Genomic DNA, 20,758 nt, shown 5'->3' with positions numbered 1-20,758 from the left:
ATGCACATCCTCGCCACCACATCCGCTTCGCTCGACGATCTCGCCGAGCCGATCGACCTCAGGCAGACGCCTGCGGATGTCGTGGCCCTGTCCTTCACCGACAGCGATCTCGCCGGTCTGGCCACCGCCTGGAAGGCCGATGCGGAGCGGCTACCCTCGATGCGGCTGGCGGCGCTGCGCGACCTTCGCCATCCGATGTCGGTGGATCTGTGGATCGACAGCGTCGCCCGTCACGCCAAGGTCGTCCTGGTGCGTATCCTCGGCGGCTATGAGTGGTGGCGTTACGGCTGCGACCAGCTCGCCGCGGTCGCGCGCGACCGCGGCATCAAGCTGGCGCTGCTGCCCGGCGAAAGCCATGACGAGGACCAGCGGCTGATCGAAGCCTCGACCCTGCCGCGCGCCGAGATCGACGCCCTGCTCGGCTATTTCCGCGAGGGCGGCCCGGCCAATATGAGCGCGCTGGTGCAAAGGCTGGCGCGACTTGCCGGGTCGGATGCGGCCGTGGCCGAACCGGTCAAAGTGCCGAAGGCGGGGTACTATCGGCCGGGGCTGGGGGTCGTGGAGAAGCCTGAGATCATCGATGTCGGCGAACTCGGCGCTGGCAACCTCGTCATCCCCATCCTCTTCTACCGTTCCATGCTGCTTGCCGCAGACATCGCGCCGATCGACGCGTTGGCCGAGGCGTTACATTCGCAAGGCATGGTCCCTGTGCCGATCTTCGTTTCCAGCCTCAAGGATCCGGCGTCTCTCGCCTTCGTCGAAAACGCGATCGCATCGCTGAACCCGGCCGCCATCGTCACCGCCACCGCCTTCGCCTCCGGCGCGGAACCCGGCGCCGAAACCCTGTTCGACCGCGCCGGTGTGCCGGTGTTCCAGGTCATCGTCGCCACGACGAGACGCGAGGTCTGGGAGAAGAACCACCGCGGCCTGGCGCCCGCCGATCTCGCCATGCATGTCGTGTTGCCCGAGCTCGACGGACGTATCCTTGCCGGCGCGATCTCGTTCAAGGGCGAGGTCGAAACCGACCCGGCGCTCGCCTTCCGCGCCTTCGCCAACCAGCCCGAAGCGGACCGTGTCGCGCAGGTTGCCAAGCGGATCGCGGCGTTTATCCGCCTGCAACGCACGGAGCGGGTCGAGCGCAAGCTGGCCATCCTGATCCCGGATTATCCGAGCGCGCCAGGGCGGACCGGCTATGCCGTCGGGCTTGATGTGCCGTCAAGCGTGCTCGCCATGCTGCATGACCTGAAGGAACAGGGCTACGTGGTTGAGGGAATTCCGCAATCGCCACGGCGATTGCTGGATGTGTTGGAGGTTGGTGGGCTTGGCCTTGCCCTGCAGGACTACCTCGACCTTTCGGACGAACTCCCGGGGGTAGCGCGTGATGCAGTAGAGGCGGCATGGGGCAAGGCAGAACGGATAGGTTGGCGCCAGTCGCCGGCCTCGGCAACCTTCCCCTTCCGCGCCGCAACCTTCGGCAATGTCACCGTGGCGCTGGCCCCCGACCGCGGCCGCTCGGCCGACCGCCGCGCCGACTATCACGACCCGACGCTCCCGCCGCGCCACGAGTTGATCGCCTTCGGCCTCTGGCTGCAAAAATTGCTCAGTATCCATGCCGTCATCCATGTCGGCGCCCACGGCACGCTGGAGTGGCTGCCGGGCAAGACGGTCGCGCTCTCCGGAACCTGCTTCCCCGAGATCGTCACTGGATCGTTGCCGGTCATCTATCCCTTCATCGTTTCCAATCCCGGCGAGGCCGCTCAGGCCAAGCGTCGCATCTCGGCCGTCACCCTTGGCCATCTGCCGCCGCCGCTGACCGGCGCAGGCCTCGACGAGGTCCAACAGAAGCTGGAGCGCTTGGTCGATGAATATGCCCAGGCCGACGGCCTCGACCGCCGCCGCCGCGACCGTCTGGCTAGGCTGATCGTCGAGACGGCGCAAAAGACCGGCCTGGCCTCCGAAGCCGGCGTTGCCGGCACTGACGCTCCGGACGAAGCGCTGCGCCGCATCGACGCCTGGCTCTGCGACCTCAAGGATTTCGCCGTCAAGGACGGGCTGCATGTCTATGGCCGCGCGCCGGAGGACGAGGTCGACCCACTACGCCGGCAAAGCGCCGAAGCCGAGAAGTCTGCGCTGCTCGCCGCGCTCGACGGCCGCCACATCAAGGCAGGTCCCGCCGGTGCGCCGGCGCGCGGCCGCTCCGATGTCCTGCCCACCGGTCGCAATCTCTTCACCTCCGATCCGCGCACCATGCCGACGCCGACTGCCTATGATCTCGGCCAGGTGGCGGCGGAAGAAGTGGTGCGCAGCTATATGCAAAGCCACGGCGACTGGCCGCGCTCGCTGGTCATCGATCTTTGGGGTTCCGCCTCGTTGCGCACGGGCGGCGAGGAGATCGCGCAGGGCCTGGCGCTGATGGGCTGTCGGCCGCAATGGGATGCCGCCACGGGTCGCATCACCGGCATCGAGGTGCTGCCGCCGGCGGCGCTCGGCCGCCCGCGCGTCGACGTCACCTGGCGCATCTCCGGCCTGTTCCGCGACATGTTTCCGACCCAGATCGCGCTGATCGACGCCGCCGCCAACGCCGTCGCCAGCCGCGACGAGGACGATACCGAGAACCCGCTTGCCGCGGCGACGCGCGCTCTGGGGAAGATCGGCCCGCGCATTTTCGGCACCTCGCCCGGCACCTATGGCGCCGGCGTCGAGGACCTGCTGTCGCGCGGTGAATGGGGCGCGCGCGAAGAGATCGGCCGCGCCTATCTCGACGCGACATCGCACGCCTATGGCGGCGCCGACGGCGAAGCGATCTCCGCGCCCGGCGCCTTCGAGGGACGGATCGCGGAAGCCGATCTCCTCGTCCACACCGGCGACGATCCCGGCCGCGACATCCTCGAGGGTTCGGCCGACGTCGCCTTCATTGGCGGGTTTTCGGCCGCCCTTGCAGCACTTGGCAGGAATGCCGACGTCATCATGCTCGACACGACCGATCCTAAAAAGCCAAAACCGCGTTCGGTCGGCGAAGCCGTGTCCCGCGTGGTCCGCGCCCGCGCCGTCAACCCACGCTTCATCGCCGGCCAGATGCGCCACGGCCCGCGCGGCGCCTCGGAATTCGCCGAAACGGTCGACCGTCTGGTCGGCTTCGCCGAAACCACCCATGCCATATCAGGCGCGCTGATCGAGGCGGTGCATGACGCCTATGTTGGCGACCCGGAAGTCCGCGCCTTCATCCTCCGCGAGAACCCGGCGGCTGCGAAGGTCATCGCGGAACGGTTCCTCGCCGCGCGGCGACGCGGACTTTGGCATCCGATGCGCAATTCCATCGACGACGACCTTGCGGCCTTGATCGCCGAGGCCCAGGCAGGCGGGGTGGCGGCATGAACGCCTTCTCACGCCGAGGTGCCTGCCCTGCGCTGAGCGCGCCGATGCAGACCGGCGACGGGCTTTTGGTGCGGCTCAACCCGGTCGCTGGAGGAATTTCGCCGAAGTCGCTGATCGGGCTCGGCGAATCCGCTCTGCGCCACGGCAACGGCATCATGGAAGTAACCGCGCGCGGCAGCCTGCAGATCCGCGGTTTGACAGCCGAAAGCGCACGGCTGCTGGCGGCGGAGGTGGATGCGCTGGGGATCGAGGTGCGGACGGGAGTGCCGGTCGAGACGGCGCCGCTTGCGGGTATCGACCCGGAAGAGATCGCCGATCCGCGCCCAATGGCGGAGCGGATCAGGGCGGCGATCGAGGAGGCCGAGCTGACGGCGAGGCTGGGACCGAAGGTGTCGGTGGTTGTCGACGGTGGCGGACAGCTGACGATGGATGCCGTGACGGCTGACGTGAGGCTGAAGGCGGTGGGGGCTGGACGCGATGTTCTTTGGAGCGTGTCGGTTGCTGGCGACGGGCGCAGTTCAAGGCTGCTCGCGACGGTCGATGCCGATACATCCCGCGACATCGCTGTGGCGGCACTACGGATGGTTGCCGAAAAGGGACGCGAAGCGCACACGCGCGATTTGTCGGAGAGACAGCTTATTTCACTCGCAAGTTGGCACTCCGTCACCCCCCTCTCTGTCCTGCCGGACATCTCCCCCTCTAGGGGGGAGATTGGCAATTCCCGCGCCGGCTCTCCACTTTTAGCGTTGGAGATTGGCGAAAGCCGAGATGACAAGGCAATCTCCCCCCTAGAGGGGGAGATGTCCGGCAGGACAGAGAGGGGGGCGCAGGAACGCCGGCCCGCTGGACGTCCCATTGGCCTATTCAGTCTAGGCAGCAACACCGCCCTCGGTATCGCCCTGCCCTACGGCAGCATGCCGGTCCAAAATCTCATCGACCTCGCCAGCGAAGCCTCAAACCTCGGCGCGACCGAAATCCGCCTCGCCCCAGGCCGTGCCATGCTCTTCCTCGGCCTCTCGGCATCCGCCTGTTCCTCCCTCCAGGGCTCCTCATCCGCTCTAGGCTTCGTTACCGACCCCGCCGACCCCCGCACCCGCATCGCCGCATGCCCGGGCGCACCGGCCTGCGCATCCGGCCGCATCGCCACGCGCGCCATCGCCGAGACGATCGCGGCGCAGAACGCGGACCTCATCGATACCTCGCTGACGCTCCACGTTTCCGGCTGCGCCAAGGGCTGCGCGCATCCCGGCGCGGCGGCACTGACCTTGGTCGGCGACGAAAACGGAGCCGGACTTGTCGTGGACGGGACGGCAAAGGCCCTTCCTGCCGCGTACAGGCCGGGCTATGACGCCGCGCGCGGCATCGCCGGCATCCTTGCCGCGCTGCGCGCGCAACGACATCAGGGCGAAACCGCCGCCGCCTGCCTGGCAAGGCTTGACGCGGCCGGCATCGCTGAACTCTATCGACGGAACCAGTGAATGGCCGCCTACGACTATATCCGTGACGGGATGGCGATCTACGAGCGCTCTTTCGCCATCATCCGCGCCGAGGCGGACCTGTCGCGCTTCTCCGAGGCCGAAGCCGATGTCGCGATTCGCATGATCCATGCCTGCGGCCAGGTCGAAGCCGCCAGCCATTTCGTCTTTTCCGACGGTTTCGTCGATGCGGCCCGCGCCGTACTCGCCGTTGGCGCGCCGATCTTCTGCGATGCCGAGATGGTGGCCCACGGCGTCACCCGCGCCCGGCTGCCGGCCGGCAACGAGGTGATCTGCACGCTGCGCGACCCGCGCACGCACGACATCGCCAGGGAAATCGGCAACACCCGCTCCGCCGCCGCGATCGACCTCTGGGGCGAGCGCATGGCCGGTTCGGTCGTCGCCATCGGCAATGCGCCGACCGCGCTCTTTTATCTGCTCGAAAAACTGCGCGACGGCGCGCCGAAGCCCGCCGTGATCATCGGCATGCCGGTCGGCTTCGTCGGCGCCGCCGAATCCAAGGATGCGCTGGCCGAGAATTCTTACGGCGTGCCCTATGCCATCGTGCGCGGCAGGCTGGGCGGCAGCGCCATGACCGCCGCCGCGCTCAATTCGTTGGCGAGGCCGGGCCTGTGAACGCGATTGTAAAAGGCCGTCTTGTCGGCGTAGGCACCGGCCCCGGCGACCCCGAACTGCTGACGCTGAAAGCGGCGCGCGCGCTGGCCGAGGCCGACGTCGTCGCCTATTTCGCCAAGCGCGGCAACAACAGCAATGCCCGCGCCATCGTCGAGGCGCGCTTCCGGCCGGACATGATCGAGCTGCCGCTGCTTTATCCGGTGACCACCGAAATCGACAAGGACCATGACGACTACCGCTCGCAGATCGCCGATTTCTACGAACAGTCGGCCGAACAGGTCGCCGGGCATCTCGGCGCCGGCAGGATGGTCGCGGTGCTGTCGGAAGGCGATCCGCTCTTCTACGGCTCGTACATGCATCTGCATGTGCGGCTTGCACACCGGTTCCCGACGGAAGTCATCCCCGGCATCACCGCCATGTCCGGCTGCTGGTCGACCACTGGCCTGCCGATCGTCCAGGGTGACGATGTGCTGACCGTGCTGCCGGGCACGATGAGTGAGTTCGAGCTGACCCGCCGCCTCGCCGACACCGATGCCGCGGTGATCATGAAGGTCGGCCGCAACCTGCCAAAAATCCGTCGCGCGCTGGAAGCGTCCGGCAAGCTGGCGAAAGCCGTCTATGTCGAGCGCGGCACGATGCCGGGCAGCATCTCGATGCGGCTTGCCGAAAAGCCGGACGACAAGGCGCCCTATTTCGCCATCGTGCTGGTCGCGGGCTGGTCGGCGCGCCCCGGAGCCAAAGCATGAGCGGCCGCCTCACCGTCATCGGTCTCGGTCCGGGCAATGCCGACCAGGTGACGCCGCAGGCCAGGCATGCGGTGGCCGAGGCTTCGTTCTTCTATGGCTACAAGCCCTACCTCGACCGGCTCGAATTGCGGCCGGACCAGACCCGCATTGCCTCCGACAACCGGGAGGAACTCGCCCGCTCCAACGAGGCGCTGGCCAAGGCGGCCGAGGGCCACAGCGTCGCCGTCGTTTCAGGCGGCGATCCCGGCGTCTTTGCCATGGCCGCGGCCGTCTGCGAGGCGATCGAAGCCGGGCCCGACGAATGGCGTTCGATCGACCTGTCGGTCGTACCCGGCGTCACTGCCATGCTTGCGGTCGCCGCCCGCATCGGCGCGCCGCTCGGCCACGATTTCTGCGCCATCTCGCTCTCCGACAATCTGAAGCCATGGGACCTGATCGAGTTGCGCCTGCTGGCGGCGGCCGGAGCCGGCTTCGTCATCGCGCTCTATAACCCGATCAGCAAGGCCCGCCCCTGGCAGCTCGGCCGCGCCTTCGAATGCCTGAAGGCGATCCTGCCCGGCACCACGCCGGTGATCTTCGGCCGCGCCGCCGGGCGCCCCGACGAGCGTATCGAGGTTTTTCTGCTGGCAGACGCCGATGCGGAAAAGGCCGACATGTCGACCTGCATCATCATCGGCTCGCCCGAGACCCGGATCATCAAGCGCGGCGAACGGCCGGCGCTGGTCTACACGCCGCGTTCGGCAACGGGCTCGAAAAGATGATCGACTTTTCCCGCCAGCGCATCGACGGTTTCGGCCGAGGGCACGTCAGGCAGCGCTGGCCGGCTGATCATGACCACTTCGATGCCGAGCGCCCGCGCAGCAGCGATCTTGCCATAGGTCGCCTCGCCGCCGCTGTTCTTGGAAACGACCGCGTCGATTGCGTATCTTTCGAGCAGCGTTCGTTCGTCCGCCTCCGGAAACGGCCCGCGCGCCAGCAGGTAAAGCGCATCGGGCACCGCGAGCTTCGGCTCGACCGGATCGACGCTGCGGATCAGGTAGCGATGCTGGGGCGCGGTCTCGAAGGCGCCGGCTTCCTGCCGGCCGATCGCCAGGAAAACGCGGCGCGGCGCCGCGCCGAGGGCACTTGCCGCCTCAGCGACGTCGTCGACCAGCGTCCAGTGGTCGCTTGCGACAGGCTCCCAGCCGGGACGACGCAGCGCAAGGATCGGCACGCCGGACCGCTTGGCCGCCTCGGCGGCATTGGCCGAGATACGGGCGGCGTATGGATGCGTGGCGTCGACCAGCAGATCGACATGCTCTTCGCTAAGATAGGCAGCCAATCCCTCCGCGCCGCCAAAACCGCCGACACGCACCGGCACGCCTTGCGCGGCCGGGCTTTCGGTGCGGCCGGCAAGCGACAGCGTGACCGAAAAATCCTTGCGACGGGAAAGCCTTCCGGCCAGTTGCCGGGCTTCCGTGGTGCCGCCGAGGATCAGGATATGGTGGGTCATCATGCCTGCTAAGGGTCCGCGCGCCGCCAAGCCAGCCTCAAAATGGCTGACCGTCGTCGGCATCGGCGAGGACGGTGTAGCGGGTCTCGGCGACGAGGCCAAGCAGTGCATTGCCGAGGCTGAAGTCGTGTTCGGCGGCAAGCGGCATCTCGCGCTGGTCGCATCCCTGGCCAAGGGCGAGGCGCGCCCATGGCCAACGCCGTTCGATGCCGAAATGCGCGACGTGCTGGCGCTCAGAAGCAAAAAAATCTGCGTGCTGGCGTCCGGCGACCCGTTTTTCCATGGCGTCGGCGTCACGCTGGCGCGCAAGGTCAAGCCGGATGAGATGCTCGTCCTGCCGGCTCCATCGTCGCTGTCGCTTGCCGCCTCCCGTGTCGGCTGGGCGCTGCAGGACGTCGAGACCATCTCAATGCACGGGCATCCGATCGACCTGATCCGGCCCTTGCTCCACCCCGGTGCGCGCATCCTTGCCCTGACATCGGACGCCGACGCGCCGGCGGCCATCGCCTCACTGCTCGACGAACTCGGCTTCGGCCCGTCGCGGCTGACGGTTCTCGAAGCGCTCGGCGGTGCCGATGAGGCGCATCGAACTTCCCGCGCCAACGCCTTCAATCTCAAAAACATCAACCCGCTCAATGTGCTGGCGCTCGACATTGAAACGACGCCGGATGCGCGCGTCCTGCCCTTGACCGCCGGCCTTGCCGACCATCTGTTCGAGCATGACGGCCAGATCACCAAGCGCGAGATCCGCGCCATCACGCTGTCGGCGCTGGCGCCGCGCCGTGGCGAGCTGTTGTGGGATATCGGCGCCGGTTCCGGCTCGATCGGCATCGAATGGATGATGGCTCATTCCTCGCTGCGCGCCATCGCCATCGAGGCCGACGGCGAGCGCGCCGCCCGCATCCACCGCAATGCCGCACATTGCGGCGTGCCGGGTCTTGTCGTGGTCGAAGGCGCCGCGCCTAAGGCATTCGGCAAGCTCGAAACGCCGGATGCGATCTTCATCGGCGGCGGCGGCAGCGATGCCGGCGTGCTGGAGAAGGCGATCAAGGCGCTCCGCCCCGGTGGCCGATTGGTCGCCAACGCGGTGACGCTGGAGATGGAGGCGCTGCTGCTCGACCAGTACAATAGCCGCGGCGGCGACCTTACCCGGATAGCGCTGTCGCGCGCGGCAGCTGTCGGATCCATGCAGGCGTGGCGGCCGGCCATGCCGGTGACGCAGTGGAGCTGGGTGAAACCATGATGGTTGCGGGCATCGGCAGCCGCAAAGGCGTGAGCGTCGAGGAAGTACTGGCGGCGATCGAGACCGCGCTCGAAGCGCATGGCCTCGCGATGACGGCGCTTTCCGCGCTGGCGACGGGCGAAATCAAGCGTGACGAGCCGGCGATCTTCCTTGCCGGCCGAGACCTCGACCTCCCCGTGCTCATCATGTCCGACGCTGCGCTGCAATCCGTCTCGTCCAACACGGTCAGTCGGTCCGAAGCGTCGCAGGCCCAGGCGGGCACGCCTTCGGTTTCGGAAGCCTCGGCTCTGGCCGCGGCCGGAAAAGGTGCGAAACTGCTTGGACCGCGCATCGTGCTCGATCCTGTGACCTGCGCTATCGCTCTTGGCGGAGGTACCGCATGACCGTCCATTTCATCGGTGCCGGTCCGGGTGCGGCGGATCTCATCACGCTGCGCGGCGCGCGGCTCCTGGCCAGTTGCCCGGTCTGCCTCCATGCCGGCTCGATCGTCGCGCCGGAGCTGCTCGAGCATTGTGCGCCTGGCGCCAAGCTGATCGATACCGCGCCGATGTCGCTCGACGAGATCGAGGCCGAATATGTCACAGCCCACAGGGCCGGCCAGGATGTAGCGCGGCTGCATTCCGGCGACCTCTCCGTTTGGAGCGCGGTGGCCGAACAGATCAGGCGGCTGGAAAAACACGGCATCCCTTATACGCTGACCCCAGGCGTGCCTTCCTTCGCGGCAGCCGCGGCCGCGCTGCGCCGCGAGCTCACCATTCCAGAACTGGCGCAGAGCCTGGTGCTGACCCGCGTTTCCGGCCGCGCCTCGAAAATGCCGCCGGGCGAGACGCTTGCCGGTTTCGGCCGTACCGGCGCCACCCTCGCCATCCATCTTGCCATCCATGCCGTCGACCGCATCGTCGCAGATTTGACGCCGCTTTACGGCGCCGAATGTCCGGTCGCGGTCGTCTTCCGCGCTTCCTGGCCGGACGAGCGCATCTTGACCGGCACACTGGGCACTATCGAAGCGCAATTGGCGGAAAACCCGATGGAGCGCACGGCAATCATCTTCGTCGGCAGCGCGCTTGCAGCGCAGGATTTCAGCGAAAGCTCATTGTACGACGCCCACTACCAGCGGCGGTTTCGCGGACGGGACGGATTGTGAACGGCAGCGCCAATACGAACGGACGGGCAACGGTGGAACAGGCGCTGGCGCGCCTGAACTTCAAGCCGCGTGAGCTGGAGCCCGGCCATGTCTGGCTGGCCGGCGCCGGCCCCGGCGATCCCGGCTGCCTGACGCTGGAGGTGCTGGCGGCGCTCGGGCAATGCGACGCGCTGGTCTATGACGCGCTGGTCTCACCCGATGTCGTGGCGGTCGCTCAAGGCGCCGAGCTTTTCTACGCTGGAAAACGCGGTGGCCAGCCCTCGATGAAGCAGGACGACATCAACGCCCTGCTGGTACGGTTGGCGCGCGAAGGCCGCCGTGTCGTGCGGCTCAAGGGCGGCGACCCTTATATTTTCGGCCGCGGTGGCGAAGAGGCCTTGGCGCTCGCGGGCGAAACCATTCCGTTCCGGGTGCTTTCCGGCCTGACCTCCGGTCTCAGCGCATTGGCAGCCACCGGCATTCCCGCCACCATGCGCGGCATCAACAAGGCCGTTATCCTGGCTACCGGCCATGCCGCCGGCACCGATGACGACATCGATTGGGCGGCAATCGCCCGCACCGGACAACCGGTCGTCGTCTATATGGGCATGGCCAACCTGCCGGTGATCGCGGCAAAGCTGCTGAGCGGCGGCCTCGCGCCATCGACACCCGCGGCTGTGATCGTCGCCGCGACGACGCCGCACGAACGCACCGTCGTCGCCACGCTCGCAACCATCGCGGACGAAGCCGCGGCCGCCGGGCTCGCTTCCCCGGCGCTGATCGTGGTCGGCGGCATCGTCGCCATGCGCGCGGCACTGACGGGCGGCACATGACGGCGCGCGCGATCATCATCGGCGCGCCGCGCTCCGGCTCGGGCAAGACCAGCGTCACCATCGGCCTGCTGCGCGCGCTCGCTCGGCGCGGCCTGAAAGTGCGCGGCGCGAAGTCCGGACCGGACTATATCGATCCCGGCTTCCACACCGCCGCCACCGGCTTGTCCGGCGTCAATCTCGACAGCTGGGCGATGCCGCCTGCCCTGCTCAACGCGCTGGCCGGCCAAGCCGCCGATGATGCCGAATACGTCATCCTCGAAAGCGCGATGGGTCTGTTCGACGGCATCCCCGCGCCGGAAGGCCGCTCCGGCTCGGCCGCCGATCTTGCCCGGCTCTACGGCTTGCCTGTGCTTTTGGTGCTCGACGTTTCCGGGCAATCGACCACGGCGGCGGCGGTGGCCAAGGGTTTTGCCACCTACGATCCCGATGTGCGCATGGCCGGCGTCGTGCTCAACCGGCTCGGCAGCGAACGCCACCGGCGGCTGTCCGGCGACGCCATCGAGGCGATCGGCCTGCCCGTGGTCGGCGCCATCCTGCGCGATCCGACGCTCAACCTGCCGGAGCGGCATCTCGGCCTCGTCCAGGCCGGCGAATACGAGAACCTGATGGCGCATCTCGACCGGCTGGCCGACATGGTCGAGAAGTCGCTCGACATCGACGCCATCCTGGCGCTGGCGACCCCGCTGGAGCCGGCAGCCGGCGACTTCGCCGATGCCTTGCAGCCGCCGGCGCAGCGCATCGCGCTGGCCGAGGACGCCGCCTTCACCTTCCTCTATCCGCATGTCGCCACGCATTGGCGCAAGGCCGGCGCCGAGATCGCCCCCTTCTCGCCGCTCGCCGACGAAGCGCCGGGCCAAGATTGCGAGGTCTGCTGGCTGCCCGGCGGCTATCCCGAACTTCATGCCGGCAAGCTCGCGGCCGCGACCAACTTCCGGGCGGGGATGGCGCGCTTTGCAGCGACGAAGCCGGTTCACGGCGAGTGCGGCGGCTTCATGGTGCTGGGCGAAGTGCTGGAGGATGCGGACGGCGAGAGCCACAGGATGCTCGGCCTGCTTGGCCATTCGACCAGCTTTGCCAAACGCAAGATGAACCTTGGCTATCGCGAGGCGCGGCTGCGCGCCGCCTGCCCGTTGGGGCCGGAGGGCACGCTGATCCGCGGCCATGAATTCCACTATGCGCAGATGACCGCCACGGGCAATGACGAGCCGCTGGCTGACCTTGCCGATGGCCAGGGCAATCCGCTCGGCGCCTCCGGCTACCGGCGCGGCCATGTCAGCGGCACCTTCTTCCATGCCATAGCGAGGGGCGCATGAGCGGTCCTTCCGCCCCCCGGCAAGTGCTCGACGATATCGGCCTCAGCCTCGTCTTCTTCACCCGGCTGAGGTTGCCATCGAGCGATTTCGGCGGCCGCAGCCTTGCCGACGCGATTTGGGCGGCGCCCTTTGCCGGTCTCGCGGTGGCGATCATCGGCGCGCTGGTCTACGCCATCGCCACAGTTCTCGGCCTCGCCACCGGGCCGGCCGCCGCGCTCACGCTCGCCGCGACGATGCTCGTCACCGGCTGCCTGCATGAGGACGGGCTTTCCGACATCGCCGACGGCTTCGGCGGTGGCCGAACACGCGACAGGAAACTGGAGATCATGCGCGACAGCCGCATCGGCGCCTATGGCGCGGCGGCGCTCGGTGTCTCGCTGCTCATCCGCTGGAGCGCGCTGTCCGAGCTGACCGGTCCCGGCCACGTCGTCCTGGCGCTGCTCGCCGCGCATGCGGCCTCGCGCGGCCTGTTCGGCGCCTTCATGCATCTTCTGCCGCCGGCGCGAGCCGACGGCCTGTCGGCGGGCGCAGGCACCGTCACCGCCGAAACCGCAGCCATCGGCGCGGCGCTCGGCGCGGTGGCGCTGCTGGCCCTCGGCCTTGGCGGCGCGATAGCAGCACTCGTCCTGCTCGGCCTGATCTTCGTGGCCTTCCGCGCGCTTTGCCTCAGCCAGATCGGCGGCCAGACCGGCGACACGATCGGCGCGCTGCAGCAGCTCGGCGAGATCGCCGTGCTGCTCGTCGCATCCGTCTGCCTTTCCTGATTCTCTTTCGGAGACCTTGCCCCCATGTCCTCCCAAACAACGTCCTTCAAATCGCTCGAAGACCTTCGCGCCGCTTGCCTCGATCTTCCCGCCGGCAGCGACGCGGCCGCCGGCGCCGTCGCGAGGCGCCAGGACACGCTGACCAAGCCACCTGGCAGCCTCGGCCGGCTGGAAACCATCGCCGCCTGGCTCGGCCGCTGGCAGGGCCGCGACATGCCCAAACTCGATGCTGTGAAAGTCTTCGTCTTCGCCGGCAATCACGGCGTCACCGCGCAAGGCGTCTCGGCCTATCCTTCGGAGGTCACGGTACAGATGGTGGCGAATTTCGCCGGCGGCGGTGCGGCCATCAACCAGCTTGCCCGCATCGCCGGCGCCAAGCTGGACGTCATCCCGCTCGATCTGGAGCATCCGACCGGCGACTTCACGCAAGAGCAGGCGATGGACGAGCAGGCGTTCCTCGCCGCCGTTTCGGCCGGCTACGGCGCCGTGACCAAGGATCTCGACCTCGTCTGCTTCGGCGAGATGGGCATCGGCAACACGACGCCGGCGGCGGCGATCTCGACGGCGCTGTTCGGCGGCGGCGCGGAAAAATGGACCGGCCGCGGCACTGGCGTCGACGACGCCGGCCTGCAGCGCAAGGTCGTGGCCATCGAGGCGGGCCTCAAGCGCCACGCCGATTCGCTGTCCGACCCGCTGAAGATCGCTGCCGCCCTTGGCGGGCGCGAGCTGGCGGCGATCCTCGGCGCCACGCTTGCCGCGCGCAAGAACAACGTGCCGGTGCTGCTCGACGGTTTTGTCTGCACCGCCGCGATCGCGCCATTGGCAAGGCTGCACCCGACCGGCCTCGCCCACACCATCGCCGCCCACGTCTCGGCCGAAGCCGGCCACCGCCGCCTGCTCGAAGCGCTCGGCCTGCCGCCGCTGCTCGATCTCGGCATGCGGCTCGGCGAAGGCTCCGGCGCCTGCCTTGCCGTCAACATCATCCGTTCCGCTTTGGAATGCCACGCGAAGATGGCGAGCTTCGCCGAGGCCGGCGTTTCGGAGAAGTAGACGACAACCCGGATTGCGTGCGATGCACCCGAAGCGCCGGTGAAGCGTTGTTTCTTCCGATCGCTGACAGCCTTCCAGTCAGAGCGATTCCAGCAAAAGTGGGAGCGGAATTGCGCCAGACCAGAGAGATGGGGCGTTTCGCCGTTTCCGTGAAAAGGTGAAACGCCGCAGTCCGTCTTCGAAGGATCGAAGGCGCAATGTCGCCTGGTTACGACGCACGCGACCGGGCGAACAGGTTCATTGCGAGGCGGCGAACCCGCATTGCTTTTGTTCCATCTCGATCTGCTTCGTGATGCGGATGGCGTTCTGCGCGTAGGCCTCGGTCACGGAGCCGCTGTTCACGGTCTTGTCCTTCAACGGACTCACCGCGGCGCAGAGATGGAAAACATGCGGTTCGGAGGACTTCGCGGCTCCGTTTTCCGGTGCGATCCAGTACACGACATCCTGACCGCCAGGGTGACTCGCGTCCTTCGTCGCCGCGGTCACCGAAGCAGTATCCGTGGCGATCTCCTGAGCCTGCGCGGCGACTTCTGGCGAACAGGCCGTGGTCGGCTGTCCCGCCCTGATCTGGGCCGCGCACGAGTTCATGTCCTGGGTGTACTGCTCGACCGACGGGGGCTTGAAGCTGACGCCCATTACAGTCGCAAGCACGGCCAGCGCAGCACCCACTCCGCCGGCGACCTTCTTGGTCTGCGGATCCATGTTCTTGTCGGTGAGAATAAGGAAGATCAACGGGAGGAAGGCGATCAGCGTGATGATCGCGCCGAGCTGGTTTTGGAAGAAGAACCTGGCCGTGTCGGATGCCCGGGCCGGATCGTGCCGGTTGGCAGCCTTCCACAACAAGTTACCGGCGATTGCGAAAATCGCAATTCCGACCAGAATGCCGATCAGCAGCGGCAGGTTTCCCTGGTCGAACTTGTGCTTGTAGAACAAAACGATCCCGGCAATCTCACCGCCAATGGCGATAATCCACGAGAGCGCGGCGAAAAGGCGGAGGCGCGTCGCGGCGGACTTCTGGCCCTGCGTTGCTTGCCAATCCTTGGTGACGTCTGCGGCCGGCTTGTTGTCGGTCATGACCAGTTCCCCTGAAATCGACACTTGCAGGGCGGCTTCAATCGAAAGGCCAACTCGCCCGGCGCAGCGTCATTGAACGAACGTCTCGTCGTCTGCCTTCGCGACGCAGCGAAAATGTGAGCGCCGCGACAGGCCACATCCCCATCCATATTGCGCACGAGCGAAAGCGTCCATACCCACGGGGCGGACTCTGGTGTGGCGGTGCCTTTGCCCTTCTCTATCTCCGGCTCGAACCTGACGCTGCCTTCGCCTGCGATTTCGCAGGAGCGACCGTGATCACCGGACTGGTCGAAAGCAACCCCACACCATACCTCCGACCAGCGACCCGCTAAGACCCGGAAAAGAGGAGTTCTCCGCAGACGTAAAATACCAGCAAAAACAAGAGACTACTTGGTGGGTGTGCACAGGATCGAACTGTGGACCCGCTGATTAAGAGTCAGCTGCTCTACCAACTGAGCTACACACCCACGCCGCTGGAAAACCAGCGTCGGCGGCGCATATAGCCGCCGCTTTCGGTGATGTCCAGCCCTGCCGGATCATTTCCCGACAAATCGACATGGCATGAACCCGAAAAGTGGATTCCGGTTTTCGGAAAAGATCATACCAGCTCCAAAAACGCCGCAGGCGTCAGACAAACAGCTTGCCTTCAGCCATCTTGATCGCATGGCCGCCGATGCGCGCGGAGGCCAGTTTGCCGCCATCGACATTGAGCTCGAGCCGGATGCGCGACGGCCGGCCCATTTCCAGCCCCTGCTCGATCCAGAGCTGCGAGATGCCGTCGGTCGGGGCGTCGAAATGCATGATGGCGCCGGCAAAGGCCGCCGCGGCCGAACCCGTGGCCGGATCCTCGTAGGAAGGCGTGCCGGGCACGATCATGCGCACATGGAAGGCGCTGTCGTGGTGGATCCGCTCGCGGCAGTAGACATAGGGGCTGGCGAAGGCCCATTCGCTCTTGCGCGGCGCAAGTTCCGACCACGCCTGGTTATCGAGCCTGATCTTGGCTGCCGCTTCAAGGTCCGCGACCGGAATGGTCACGTAAGGCACGCCGGCGGACCAGAAGGCGACGCGGTGGTTCTCGAAGCCGATCTCGTGCGGGGCAAGGCCGAGCGCGGCGCCGATTGCTTCCGGATCGGCCTTGAGCTCCAACGATTCCGGCAGTTTCGCCAGATCGAACTCGGCGAAGGTCGAGCCGTCATGCTTGCTCACCGCGCAACGCACCGGCCCGATATTCTCCTCCAGCACGAAGATGCCGGTCGTCTCCCCGGCGAGTTCCGCAAGCGCGATCGCCGAGCCGACCGTCGGATGGCCGGCGAACGGCATTTCATAGTCGGGCGTGAAGATACGGATACGGTTGCGATGTTTTGGATTGTCTGGAGGCAGCACGAACACCGTCTCGGAAAGATTGAATTCGCGCGCGATCGCCTGCATGCCGGCAGTGTCGAGCCCATCGCTGTCGAGCACCACCGCAAGCGGATTTCCGGCCAGCCTTTCGGTGGTAAACACATCGTAAAGCAAGTAATTGCGCGCCATGGAGAAAACCTTTCACCTCGCCCCGAATTTCTGCCTCAATCCCAACATGAGGGAAATTTAATTTGAAATTCGAACCTTAAGGCCTGATTTGTGCACGGATAGGGACATCAATTTTCAGCATAGGGGTCCGGCGTGGACCAGCTTGTCAATCCGCCAAACGCGGAATCGGATACTTCCGTAGAGGCGGCCCTCGGGCTCGACCGCAAGGGCGTAAGCCGCAAACGACGCCGCTTCTGGCTCTACGCGCTGCTGGCGATAGCGATTGTCGCGGCCGCCATTGCCCTCTATCGATGGTATGCCGCCGCACCTCCCAGGATTGAATACACCGCCGTGCCCGCGGCGATCGCCGACCTCACCGTCGAGGTATCGGCCACCGGCACGCTGCAGCCGCTGACCCAGGTCGACATCTCCAGCGAGCTTTCCGGCATCGTCCGCTCGGTCGCGGCCAATGAAAACCAGCAGGTCAAGAAGGGCGACGTGCTGGCGACGCTCGACACCGCCAAGCTGGAGGTCCAGATCGAGCGCGCCACCGCCTCTGCCAAGGCGGCGGCAGCGGCCGTCGAGGACGCCAAAGTGACCTTGCGGGAGAACGAGAACGCGGTGGTGCGCGCCAACGCGCTCACCAAGCGCGGCATGGCGACGGACCAGTCGCTCGAGGCGGCGACCGCGACCCGCGATCGTTCCAAGGCGGCGCTCGACAGCGCCGAAGCCAATCTCGCCATTGCCCAGGCCGACCTCAAGGCGCAGCAGACCGATCTTGCCAAGAGCACCATCTATGCGCCGATCGACGGCATCGTGCTCACGCGCTCGGTCGATCCCGGTCAGACGGTCGCGTCCTCGCTGCAGGCGCCCGTGCTCTTCGTCATCGCCGCCGACCTTCGCAACATGGAATTGCAGGCCGCGGTCGACGAGGCCGATATCGGCCAGGTCAAGCCCGGCCAGCATGCCCGTTTCACCGTCGACGCCTTCCCGGACCGACCCTTCGATGCCGAGATCCGCGATATCTCTTACGCCTCGGTCACCACCGACGGCGTCGTGACCTACAATGCGCGCCTCGAAGTCGACAATGGCGAGCTTCTCTTGCGGCCCGGCATGACGGCCACGGTCTCGGTCGTGACCCGGCAAGCCAAGGGCGTGCTTACCGTCCCCTCGATCGCCTTCCGCTATCGGCCGGCGCCGCCCGTCGCCCGCGCGTGGAGCCTGCGCGACCTCTTTACCGGCCGCATGGGCCGCCCCAACCGGCAGCGCGAGGCGACGAAGGCGCCGACCGACGGCTCGCGCACGCTTTACCTGCTGGAGAACGGCCGGCCGCATCCGGTCAACGTCAAGATCGGCTCGACTGACGGCGAGTTGACCGAGATCACGTCCGGCCTCGACGAGGGCGCGCAAGTCATCACCGGCGCGCAGCAGCGGAGCTGACGAAATGTCGGCTGCCCTGCTCATCACTTTCGACAAGGTCTGGAAAAGCTATGGCGAGGGCGAAGCCCGCGTGCATGCGCTGGCCGGCGTCGATCTCGCCATCCGCACAGGTGAATTCGTCGCCATCATGGGCCCCTCCGGCTCGGGCAAGTCGACGGCGATGAATATCATCGGCTGCCTCGACACGCCGACGGCCGGAACCTACTCCTTCATGGGCGTCGACGCGGGCCGCCTCGACCGCAACCGCCGCGCGCTTTTGCGCAACCTCTATGTCGGCTTCGTCTTCCAGGGCTACAATCTGCTGCCGCGCACGACCGCCGCCGAAAATGTCGAGCTGCCGCTGATCTATCGCGGCGTTGGAGCGCGCGAGCGCCGCGATCTCGCCATGCAGGCGCTGGCCGAGGTCGGGCTTGTCGGGCGCGAGCACCACACGCCGGCCGAGCTTTCGGGCGGCCAGCAGCAGCGCGTGGCGATCGCCCGCGCCATCGTCACCAGGCCGACGCTGCTCGTCGCCGACGAGCCCACCGGCAATCTCGACACCGCGCGCACGCACGAGATCATGGGTCTGCTGACCAGGCTCAACGCCGAGCTCGGGCTCTCGATCGTCATGGTCACGCATGAGGCCGATGTCGCGGACTATGCCGGCCGAACCATTCGCTTCCTCGACGGCCATGTCGCCTCCGACACCTTGAAAGCGGAGGAAGCGGCATGATCTGGGAGACCGTCCGCCTCTCGCTGCGCTCGATCCGCCGCAACGTATTGCGCTCGTTCCTGACGCTGCTTGGTATCGTCATCGGCGTCGCGGCCGTCATCGCCATGCTCACCATCGGCTCCGGCACGACGGAGAAGGTCAAGGCCGACATTTCCAAGCTTGGCAGCAACCTTCTCGTCGTTCGCGCCGGCCGGCCCGCGGGACCCGGCGGACCCGGAGGTCTCGATCAGGCGGTGCGGCCGCTGGCCGAAAAGGATGTGACGGCGCTCGTCGCGCATCTGAGCGGCGCGCGCGCGATTTCGCCTGCTTCGCAAAAGCAGGTCCGCGTCATCTTCGGCACTGAAAGCCTGACCTCGGGCGTCACCGGCACCGACAGCGCCTATCTCGACGCCCGCGACTGGAAACTGGTCTCGGGACGGCCGTTCAGCGATTCCGAAACGCGCGCCGGCGCCGGCGTTTGCCTGATCGGCGAAACCGTGCGCCAGCAATTCTTCGGCGCCGGCGATCCGGAGGACGAGATCATCCGCGTCAACCGCACCTCCTGCAAGATCATCGGCCTGCTCGAGCCCAAGGGCTATACCGGCTTCGGCCAGGATCAGGACAATGTCGTGCTGATGCCGCTGCACGCCTATCAGCGCCGCATCGCCGGCAACCGCGACATCGACAACATCTATATCGCCGCCGACGACCGCACCCCGACCACTGAACTGCAGCCGCGCGTCGAGGATATCTTGCGGGACACGCGCCGCATCACGCCCGACCGCGATCCCGATTTCGCCATCCGCGACATGACCCAGATCGCCGATGCGATGACCAGCGCCACCACCACCATGACCGGCATGCTGGGCGCCGTCGCCGGCGTCAGCCTCCTGGTCGGCGGCATCGGCATCATGAACATCATGCTGGTCTCGGTCACCGAACGCACACGCGAGATCGGCGTCAGGCTGGCGATCGGCGCGCATGAAAAACACATCCTCATCCAGTTCCTGGTCGAGGCGACGGTGCTGTCGCTCTTCGGCGGCATCATCGGCATCCTGATCGGCTTGTCGCTGGCCGGCCTCGCCTCGATGGCGCTGACGGTACCCTTCGCGCCAAGCCCCGCCGTCATCCTGCTCGCCGTCGGCTTTTCGGCGCTGATCGGCATGGTGTTCGGCTTCTTCCCGGCGCTGCGCGGCGCACGCCTCGATCCGATCGACGCGCTGCGGCATGAATAGCCAGATCACAGCGACTGCTGACGTCCGGACGTCCAGCGTGGTTAGTCGTGGCCGGCGAAATGCCACTCGATCAGCGGCTTCATGTGCGGCATCAGACCGTCGGGCAGATCGGCGGCATCGCGGATGATGACCGGCCCCTCGATCTCCGGCTCCGCCTCGGCGGCGACGAAGGCATTGATGCGCCGTGCAAGCTCGCCGGCGGGCTCGGCGACCCGATAGCGACGGAAGATCACCGTGCCGCTCGCCGTTGACAGCGCGTGATAGCGCTGTCCGCGTTCGGCCGTCGAAAGATCAAGCCCGGTCTCTTCCCCCACCTCGCGGATCATGTTGAAGTCGACATCGACCAGCCCGTCGCGAAAATCGATCGGCTCGAAGGAGCCGGCGGCGAAATAGACGCGGCCGGCATTGACGGTGTGCGGCCCCATGCGGATCGCCACCAGCGCGTTGTCGCCGGCGACCAGCATGGCATGCGCATAGGCGTGCTCGGCGCCGGAATTTTCGCGCCGCTTGCGCCATAGCATGAAGGTCGAATAGTTGACCGCATGGCAGCGGCCGACGAGGCGCCCGCCCCGGTAAGCAAGCTCGGAAAGCAGCACCACGGTGCCGTCGAACAGGGCCGGATTGGCCGCTGTTTCCTGCCGCCAGTTCTCCGCGATCGCCGCCGTATTGCTCAGCGCGAAGGGATGCGGGCCGGGATCGAGACGGACGTCGACGGCATCGACGGGCAGGATGACATTGCGCGGCAGGTCGAAACTCAAG

General features: G+C 66.9%; 19 protein-coding genes and 1 tRNA gene. 15 read left to right on the top strand and 5 right to left on the bottom strand.

The window, feature by feature from the left end; all coding sequences use genetic code 11:
* Genes cobN through FJ957_RS05355 form a run of 5 tightly spaced genes read left to right on the top strand, consistent with a single transcriptional unit; the run spans window position 1 to window position 6,993 of the window.
* A complete protein-coding gene (gene cobN, locus FJ957_RS05375) occupies window positions 1–3,375 on the top strand; it encodes a cobaltochelatase subunit CobN (RefSeq protein WP_140829269.1) in 3,375 nt (1,124 codons plus the stop codon).
* Window positions 3,372–4,853, top strand: a complete 1,482-nt coding sequence (gene cobG, locus FJ957_RS05370) for a precorrin-3B synthase (protein WP_140829267.1) — start codon at window positions 3,372–3,374, stop codon at window positions 4,851–4,853. The genes cobN and cobG overlap by 4 nt, the downstream gene beginning before the upstream one ends.
* Complete coding sequence (locus FJ957_RS05365; protein ID WP_140829265.1) at window positions 4,854–5,486, top strand: precorrin-8X methylmutase; 633 nt, start codon at window positions 4,854–4,856, stop codon at window positions 5,484–5,486.
* Entirely contained in the window at window positions 5,483–6,232 is a 750-nt protein-coding gene (locus FJ957_RS05360; RefSeq protein WP_140829260.1) for a precorrin-2 C(20)-methyltransferase, read from the top strand. Before FJ957_RS05365 ends, FJ957_RS05360 begins: the two co-directional genes overlap by 4 nt.
* Complete coding sequence (locus FJ957_RS05355; RefSeq protein ID WP_140829258.1) at window positions 6,229–6,993, top strand: precorrin-3B C(17)-methyltransferase; 765 nt, start codon at window positions 6,229–6,231, stop codon at window positions 6,991–6,993. Before FJ957_RS05360 ends, FJ957_RS05355 begins: the two co-directional genes overlap by 4 nt.
* Here FJ957_RS05355 and FJ957_RS05350 read toward each other — a convergent pair.
* Window positions 6,957–7,724: a cobalt-precorrin-6A reductase gene (locus FJ957_RS05350; RefSeq protein WP_140829257.1), complete on the bottom strand. Its 768-nt coding sequence runs from the start codon at window positions 7,722–7,724 to the stop codon at window positions 6,957–6,959. The genes FJ957_RS05355 and FJ957_RS05350 overlap by 37 nt on opposite strands.
* Window position 7,725: 1 nt before the next feature.
* Between FJ957_RS05350 and cbiE the strand changes: the two genes are divergently transcribed.
* The 7 genes from cbiE to cobT are packed head-to-tail and all read left to right on the top strand — an operon-like array spanning window position 7,726 to window position 14,050.
* On the top strand, window positions 7,726–8,967 hold the full coding sequence (gene cbiE, locus FJ957_RS05345) for a precorrin-6y C5,15-methyltransferase (decarboxylating) subunit CbiE (RefSeq protein WP_140829255.1): 1,242 nt from the start codon (window positions 7,726–7,728) through the stop codon (window positions 8,965–8,967).
* Window positions 8,964–9,350 carry a cobalamin biosynthesis protein gene (locus FJ957_RS05340; protein ID WP_140829581.1) on the top strand — a complete coding sequence of 129 codons (387 nt, stop codon included), beginning with the start codon at window positions 8,964–8,966 and terminating at the stop codon, window positions 9,348–9,350. The genes cbiE and FJ957_RS05340 overlap by 4 nt, the downstream gene beginning before the upstream one ends.
* Complete coding sequence (gene cobM, locus FJ957_RS05335) at window positions 9,347–10,111, top strand: precorrin-4 C(11)-methyltransferase (RefSeq protein WP_140829251.1); 765 nt, start codon at window positions 9,347–9,349, stop codon at window positions 10,109–10,111. The genes FJ957_RS05340 and cobM overlap by 4 nt, the downstream gene beginning before the upstream one ends.
* Window positions 10,108–10,923, top strand: a complete 816-nt coding sequence (gene cobA / locus FJ957_RS05330) for a uroporphyrinogen-III C-methyltransferase (protein WP_140829248.1) — start codon at window positions 10,108–10,110, stop codon at window positions 10,921–10,923. Before cobM ends, cobA begins: the two co-directional genes overlap by 4 nt.
* The gene (locus tag FJ957_RS05325) at window positions 10,920–12,236 is read left to right on the top strand and encodes a cobyrinate a,c-diamide synthase (protein ID WP_140829246.1); all 1,317 of its coding nucleotides are present in this window, start codon (window positions 10,920–10,922) and stop codon (window positions 12,234–12,236) included. The genes cobA and FJ957_RS05325 overlap by 4 nt, the downstream gene beginning before the upstream one ends.
* Window positions 12,233–13,000, top strand: a complete 768-nt coding sequence (gene cobS / locus FJ957_RS05320; RefSeq protein ID WP_140829244.1) for an adenosylcobinamide-GDP ribazoletransferase — start codon at window positions 12,233–12,235, stop codon at window positions 12,998–13,000. Before FJ957_RS05325 ends, cobS begins: the two co-directional genes overlap by 4 nt.
* 24 nt (window positions 13,001–13,024) lie before the next feature.
* Window positions 13,025–14,050 (top strand): nicotinate-nucleotide--dimethylbenzimidazole phosphoribosyltransferase, encoded by a 1,026-nt coding sequence (gene cobT / locus FJ957_RS05315; protein ID WP_140829242.1) that lies wholly within the window; start codon window positions 13,025–13,027, stop codon window positions 14,048–14,050.
* Between the two features lie 237 nt (window positions 14,051–14,287).
* Here the strand turns inward: cobT and FJ957_RS05310 are convergent, their stop codons facing one another.
* The 3 genes from FJ957_RS05310 to FJ957_RS05300 form a co-directional block, all read right to left on the bottom strand.
* Window positions 14,288–15,124, bottom strand: a complete 837-nt coding sequence (locus tag FJ957_RS05310; protein ID WP_140829240.1) for a hypothetical protein — start codon at window positions 15,122–15,124, stop codon at window positions 14,288–14,290.
* Between the two features lie 391 nt (window positions 15,125–15,515).
* Window positions 15,516–15,591, bottom strand: a tRNA-Lys gene (locus FJ957_RS05305).
* A 160-nt stretch (window positions 15,592–15,751) separates the two neighbouring features.
* Window positions 15,752–16,654 (bottom strand): PhzF family phenazine biosynthesis protein, encoded by a 903-nt coding sequence (locus FJ957_RS05300; RefSeq protein ID WP_140829238.1) that lies wholly within the window; start codon window positions 16,652–16,654, stop codon window positions 15,752–15,754.
* 132 nt (window positions 16,655–16,786) lie between these two features.
* Between FJ957_RS05300 and FJ957_RS05295 the strand changes: the two genes are divergently transcribed.
* Genes FJ957_RS05295 through FJ957_RS05285 form a run of 3 tightly spaced genes read left to right on the top strand, consistent with a single transcriptional unit; the run spans window position 16,787 to window position 19,999 of the window.
* A complete protein-coding gene (locus FJ957_RS05295; protein WP_140829236.1) occupies window positions 16,787–18,073 on the top strand; it encodes an efflux RND transporter periplasmic adaptor subunit in 1,287 nt (428 codons plus the stop codon).
* 4 nt (window positions 18,074–18,077) lie between these two features.
* On the top strand, window positions 18,078–18,785 hold the full coding sequence (locus FJ957_RS05290; protein ID WP_140829234.1) for an ABC transporter ATP-binding protein: 708 nt from the start codon (window positions 18,078–18,080) through the stop codon (window positions 18,783–18,785).
* Complete coding sequence (locus FJ957_RS05285; RefSeq protein ID WP_140829232.1) at window positions 18,782–19,999, top strand: ABC transporter permease; 1,218 nt, start codon at window positions 18,782–18,784, stop codon at window positions 19,997–19,999. The genes FJ957_RS05290 and FJ957_RS05285 overlap by 4 nt, the downstream gene beginning before the upstream one ends.
* 41 nt (window positions 20,000–20,040) lie before the next feature.
* Here the strand turns inward: FJ957_RS05285 and FJ957_RS05280 are convergent, their stop codons facing one another.
* Window positions 20,041–20,757: a hypothetical protein gene (locus FJ957_RS05280; RefSeq protein ID WP_140829578.1), complete on the bottom strand. Its 717-nt coding sequence runs from the start codon at window positions 20,755–20,757 to the stop codon at window positions 20,041–20,043.
* Window position 20,758 lies beyond the last annotated feature (1 nt).

Origin of the sequence: Mesorhizobium sp. B2-4-6, from assembly GCF_006442775.1 — a bacterium.
GTDB lineage: Bacteria > Pseudomonadota > Alphaproteobacteria > Rhizobiales > Rhizobiaceae > Mesorhizobium.
This window is presented reverse-complemented; position numbering and strand designations above follow the sequence as displayed.

Bases quoted from the DNA above. Each gene is read 5' to 3' on its own strand.
- cobN (WP_140829269.1), top strand. From the start codon at position 1: ATGCACATCCTCGCCACCACATCCGCTTCGCTCGACGATCTCGCCGAG.
- cobG (WP_140829267.1), top strand. From the start codon at position 3,372: ATGAACGCCTTCTCACGCCGAGGTGCCTGCCCTGCGCTGAGCGCGCCG.
- FJ957_RS05365 (WP_140829265.1), top strand. From the start codon at position 4,854: ATGGCCGCCTACGACTATATCCGTGACGGGATGGCGATCTACGAGCGC.
- FJ957_RS05355 (WP_140829258.1), top strand. From the start codon at position 6,229: ATGAGCGGCCGCCTCACCGTCATCGGTCTCGGTCCGGGCAATGCCGAC.
- FJ957_RS05350 (WP_140829257.1), bottom strand. From the start codon at position 7,724: ATGACCCACCATATCCTGATCCTCGGCGGCACCACGGAAGCCCGGCAA.
- cbiE (WP_140829255.1), top strand. From the start codon at position 7,726: ATGCCTGCTAAGGGTCCGCGCGCCGCCAAGCCAGCCTCAAAATGGCTG.
- FJ957_RS05340 (WP_140829581.1), top strand. From the start codon at position 8,964: ATGATGGTTGCGGGCATCGGCAGCCGCAAAGGCGTGAGCGTCGAGGAA.
- cobM (WP_140829251.1), top strand. From the start codon at position 9,347: ATGACCGTCCATTTCATCGGTGCCGGTCCGGGTGCGGCGGATCTCATC.
- FJ957_RS05325 (WP_140829246.1), top strand. From the start codon at position 10,920: ATGACGGCGCGCGCGATCATCATCGGCGCGCCGCGCTCCGGCTCGGGC.
- cobS (WP_140829244.1), top strand. From the start codon at position 12,233: ATGAGCGGTCCTTCCGCCCCCCGGCAAGTGCTCGACGATATCGGCCTC.
- cobT (WP_140829242.1), top strand. From the start codon at position 13,025: ATGTCCTCCCAAACAACGTCCTTCAAATCGCTCGAAGACCTTCGCGCC.
- FJ957_RS05310 (WP_140829240.1), bottom strand. From the start codon at position 15,124: ATGACCGACAACAAGCCGGCCGCAGACGTCACCAAGGATTGGCAAGCA.
- FJ957_RS05300 (WP_140829238.1), bottom strand. From the start codon at position 16,654: ATGGCGCGCAATTACTTGCTTTACGATGTGTTTACCACCGAAAGGCTG.
- FJ957_RS05290 (WP_140829234.1), top strand. From the start codon at position 18,078: ATGTCGGCTGCCCTGCTCATCACTTTCGACAAGGTCTGGAAAAGCTAT.
- FJ957_RS05285 (WP_140829232.1), top strand. From the start codon at position 18,782: ATGATCTGGGAGACCGTCCGCCTCTCGCTGCGCTCGATCCGCCGCAAC.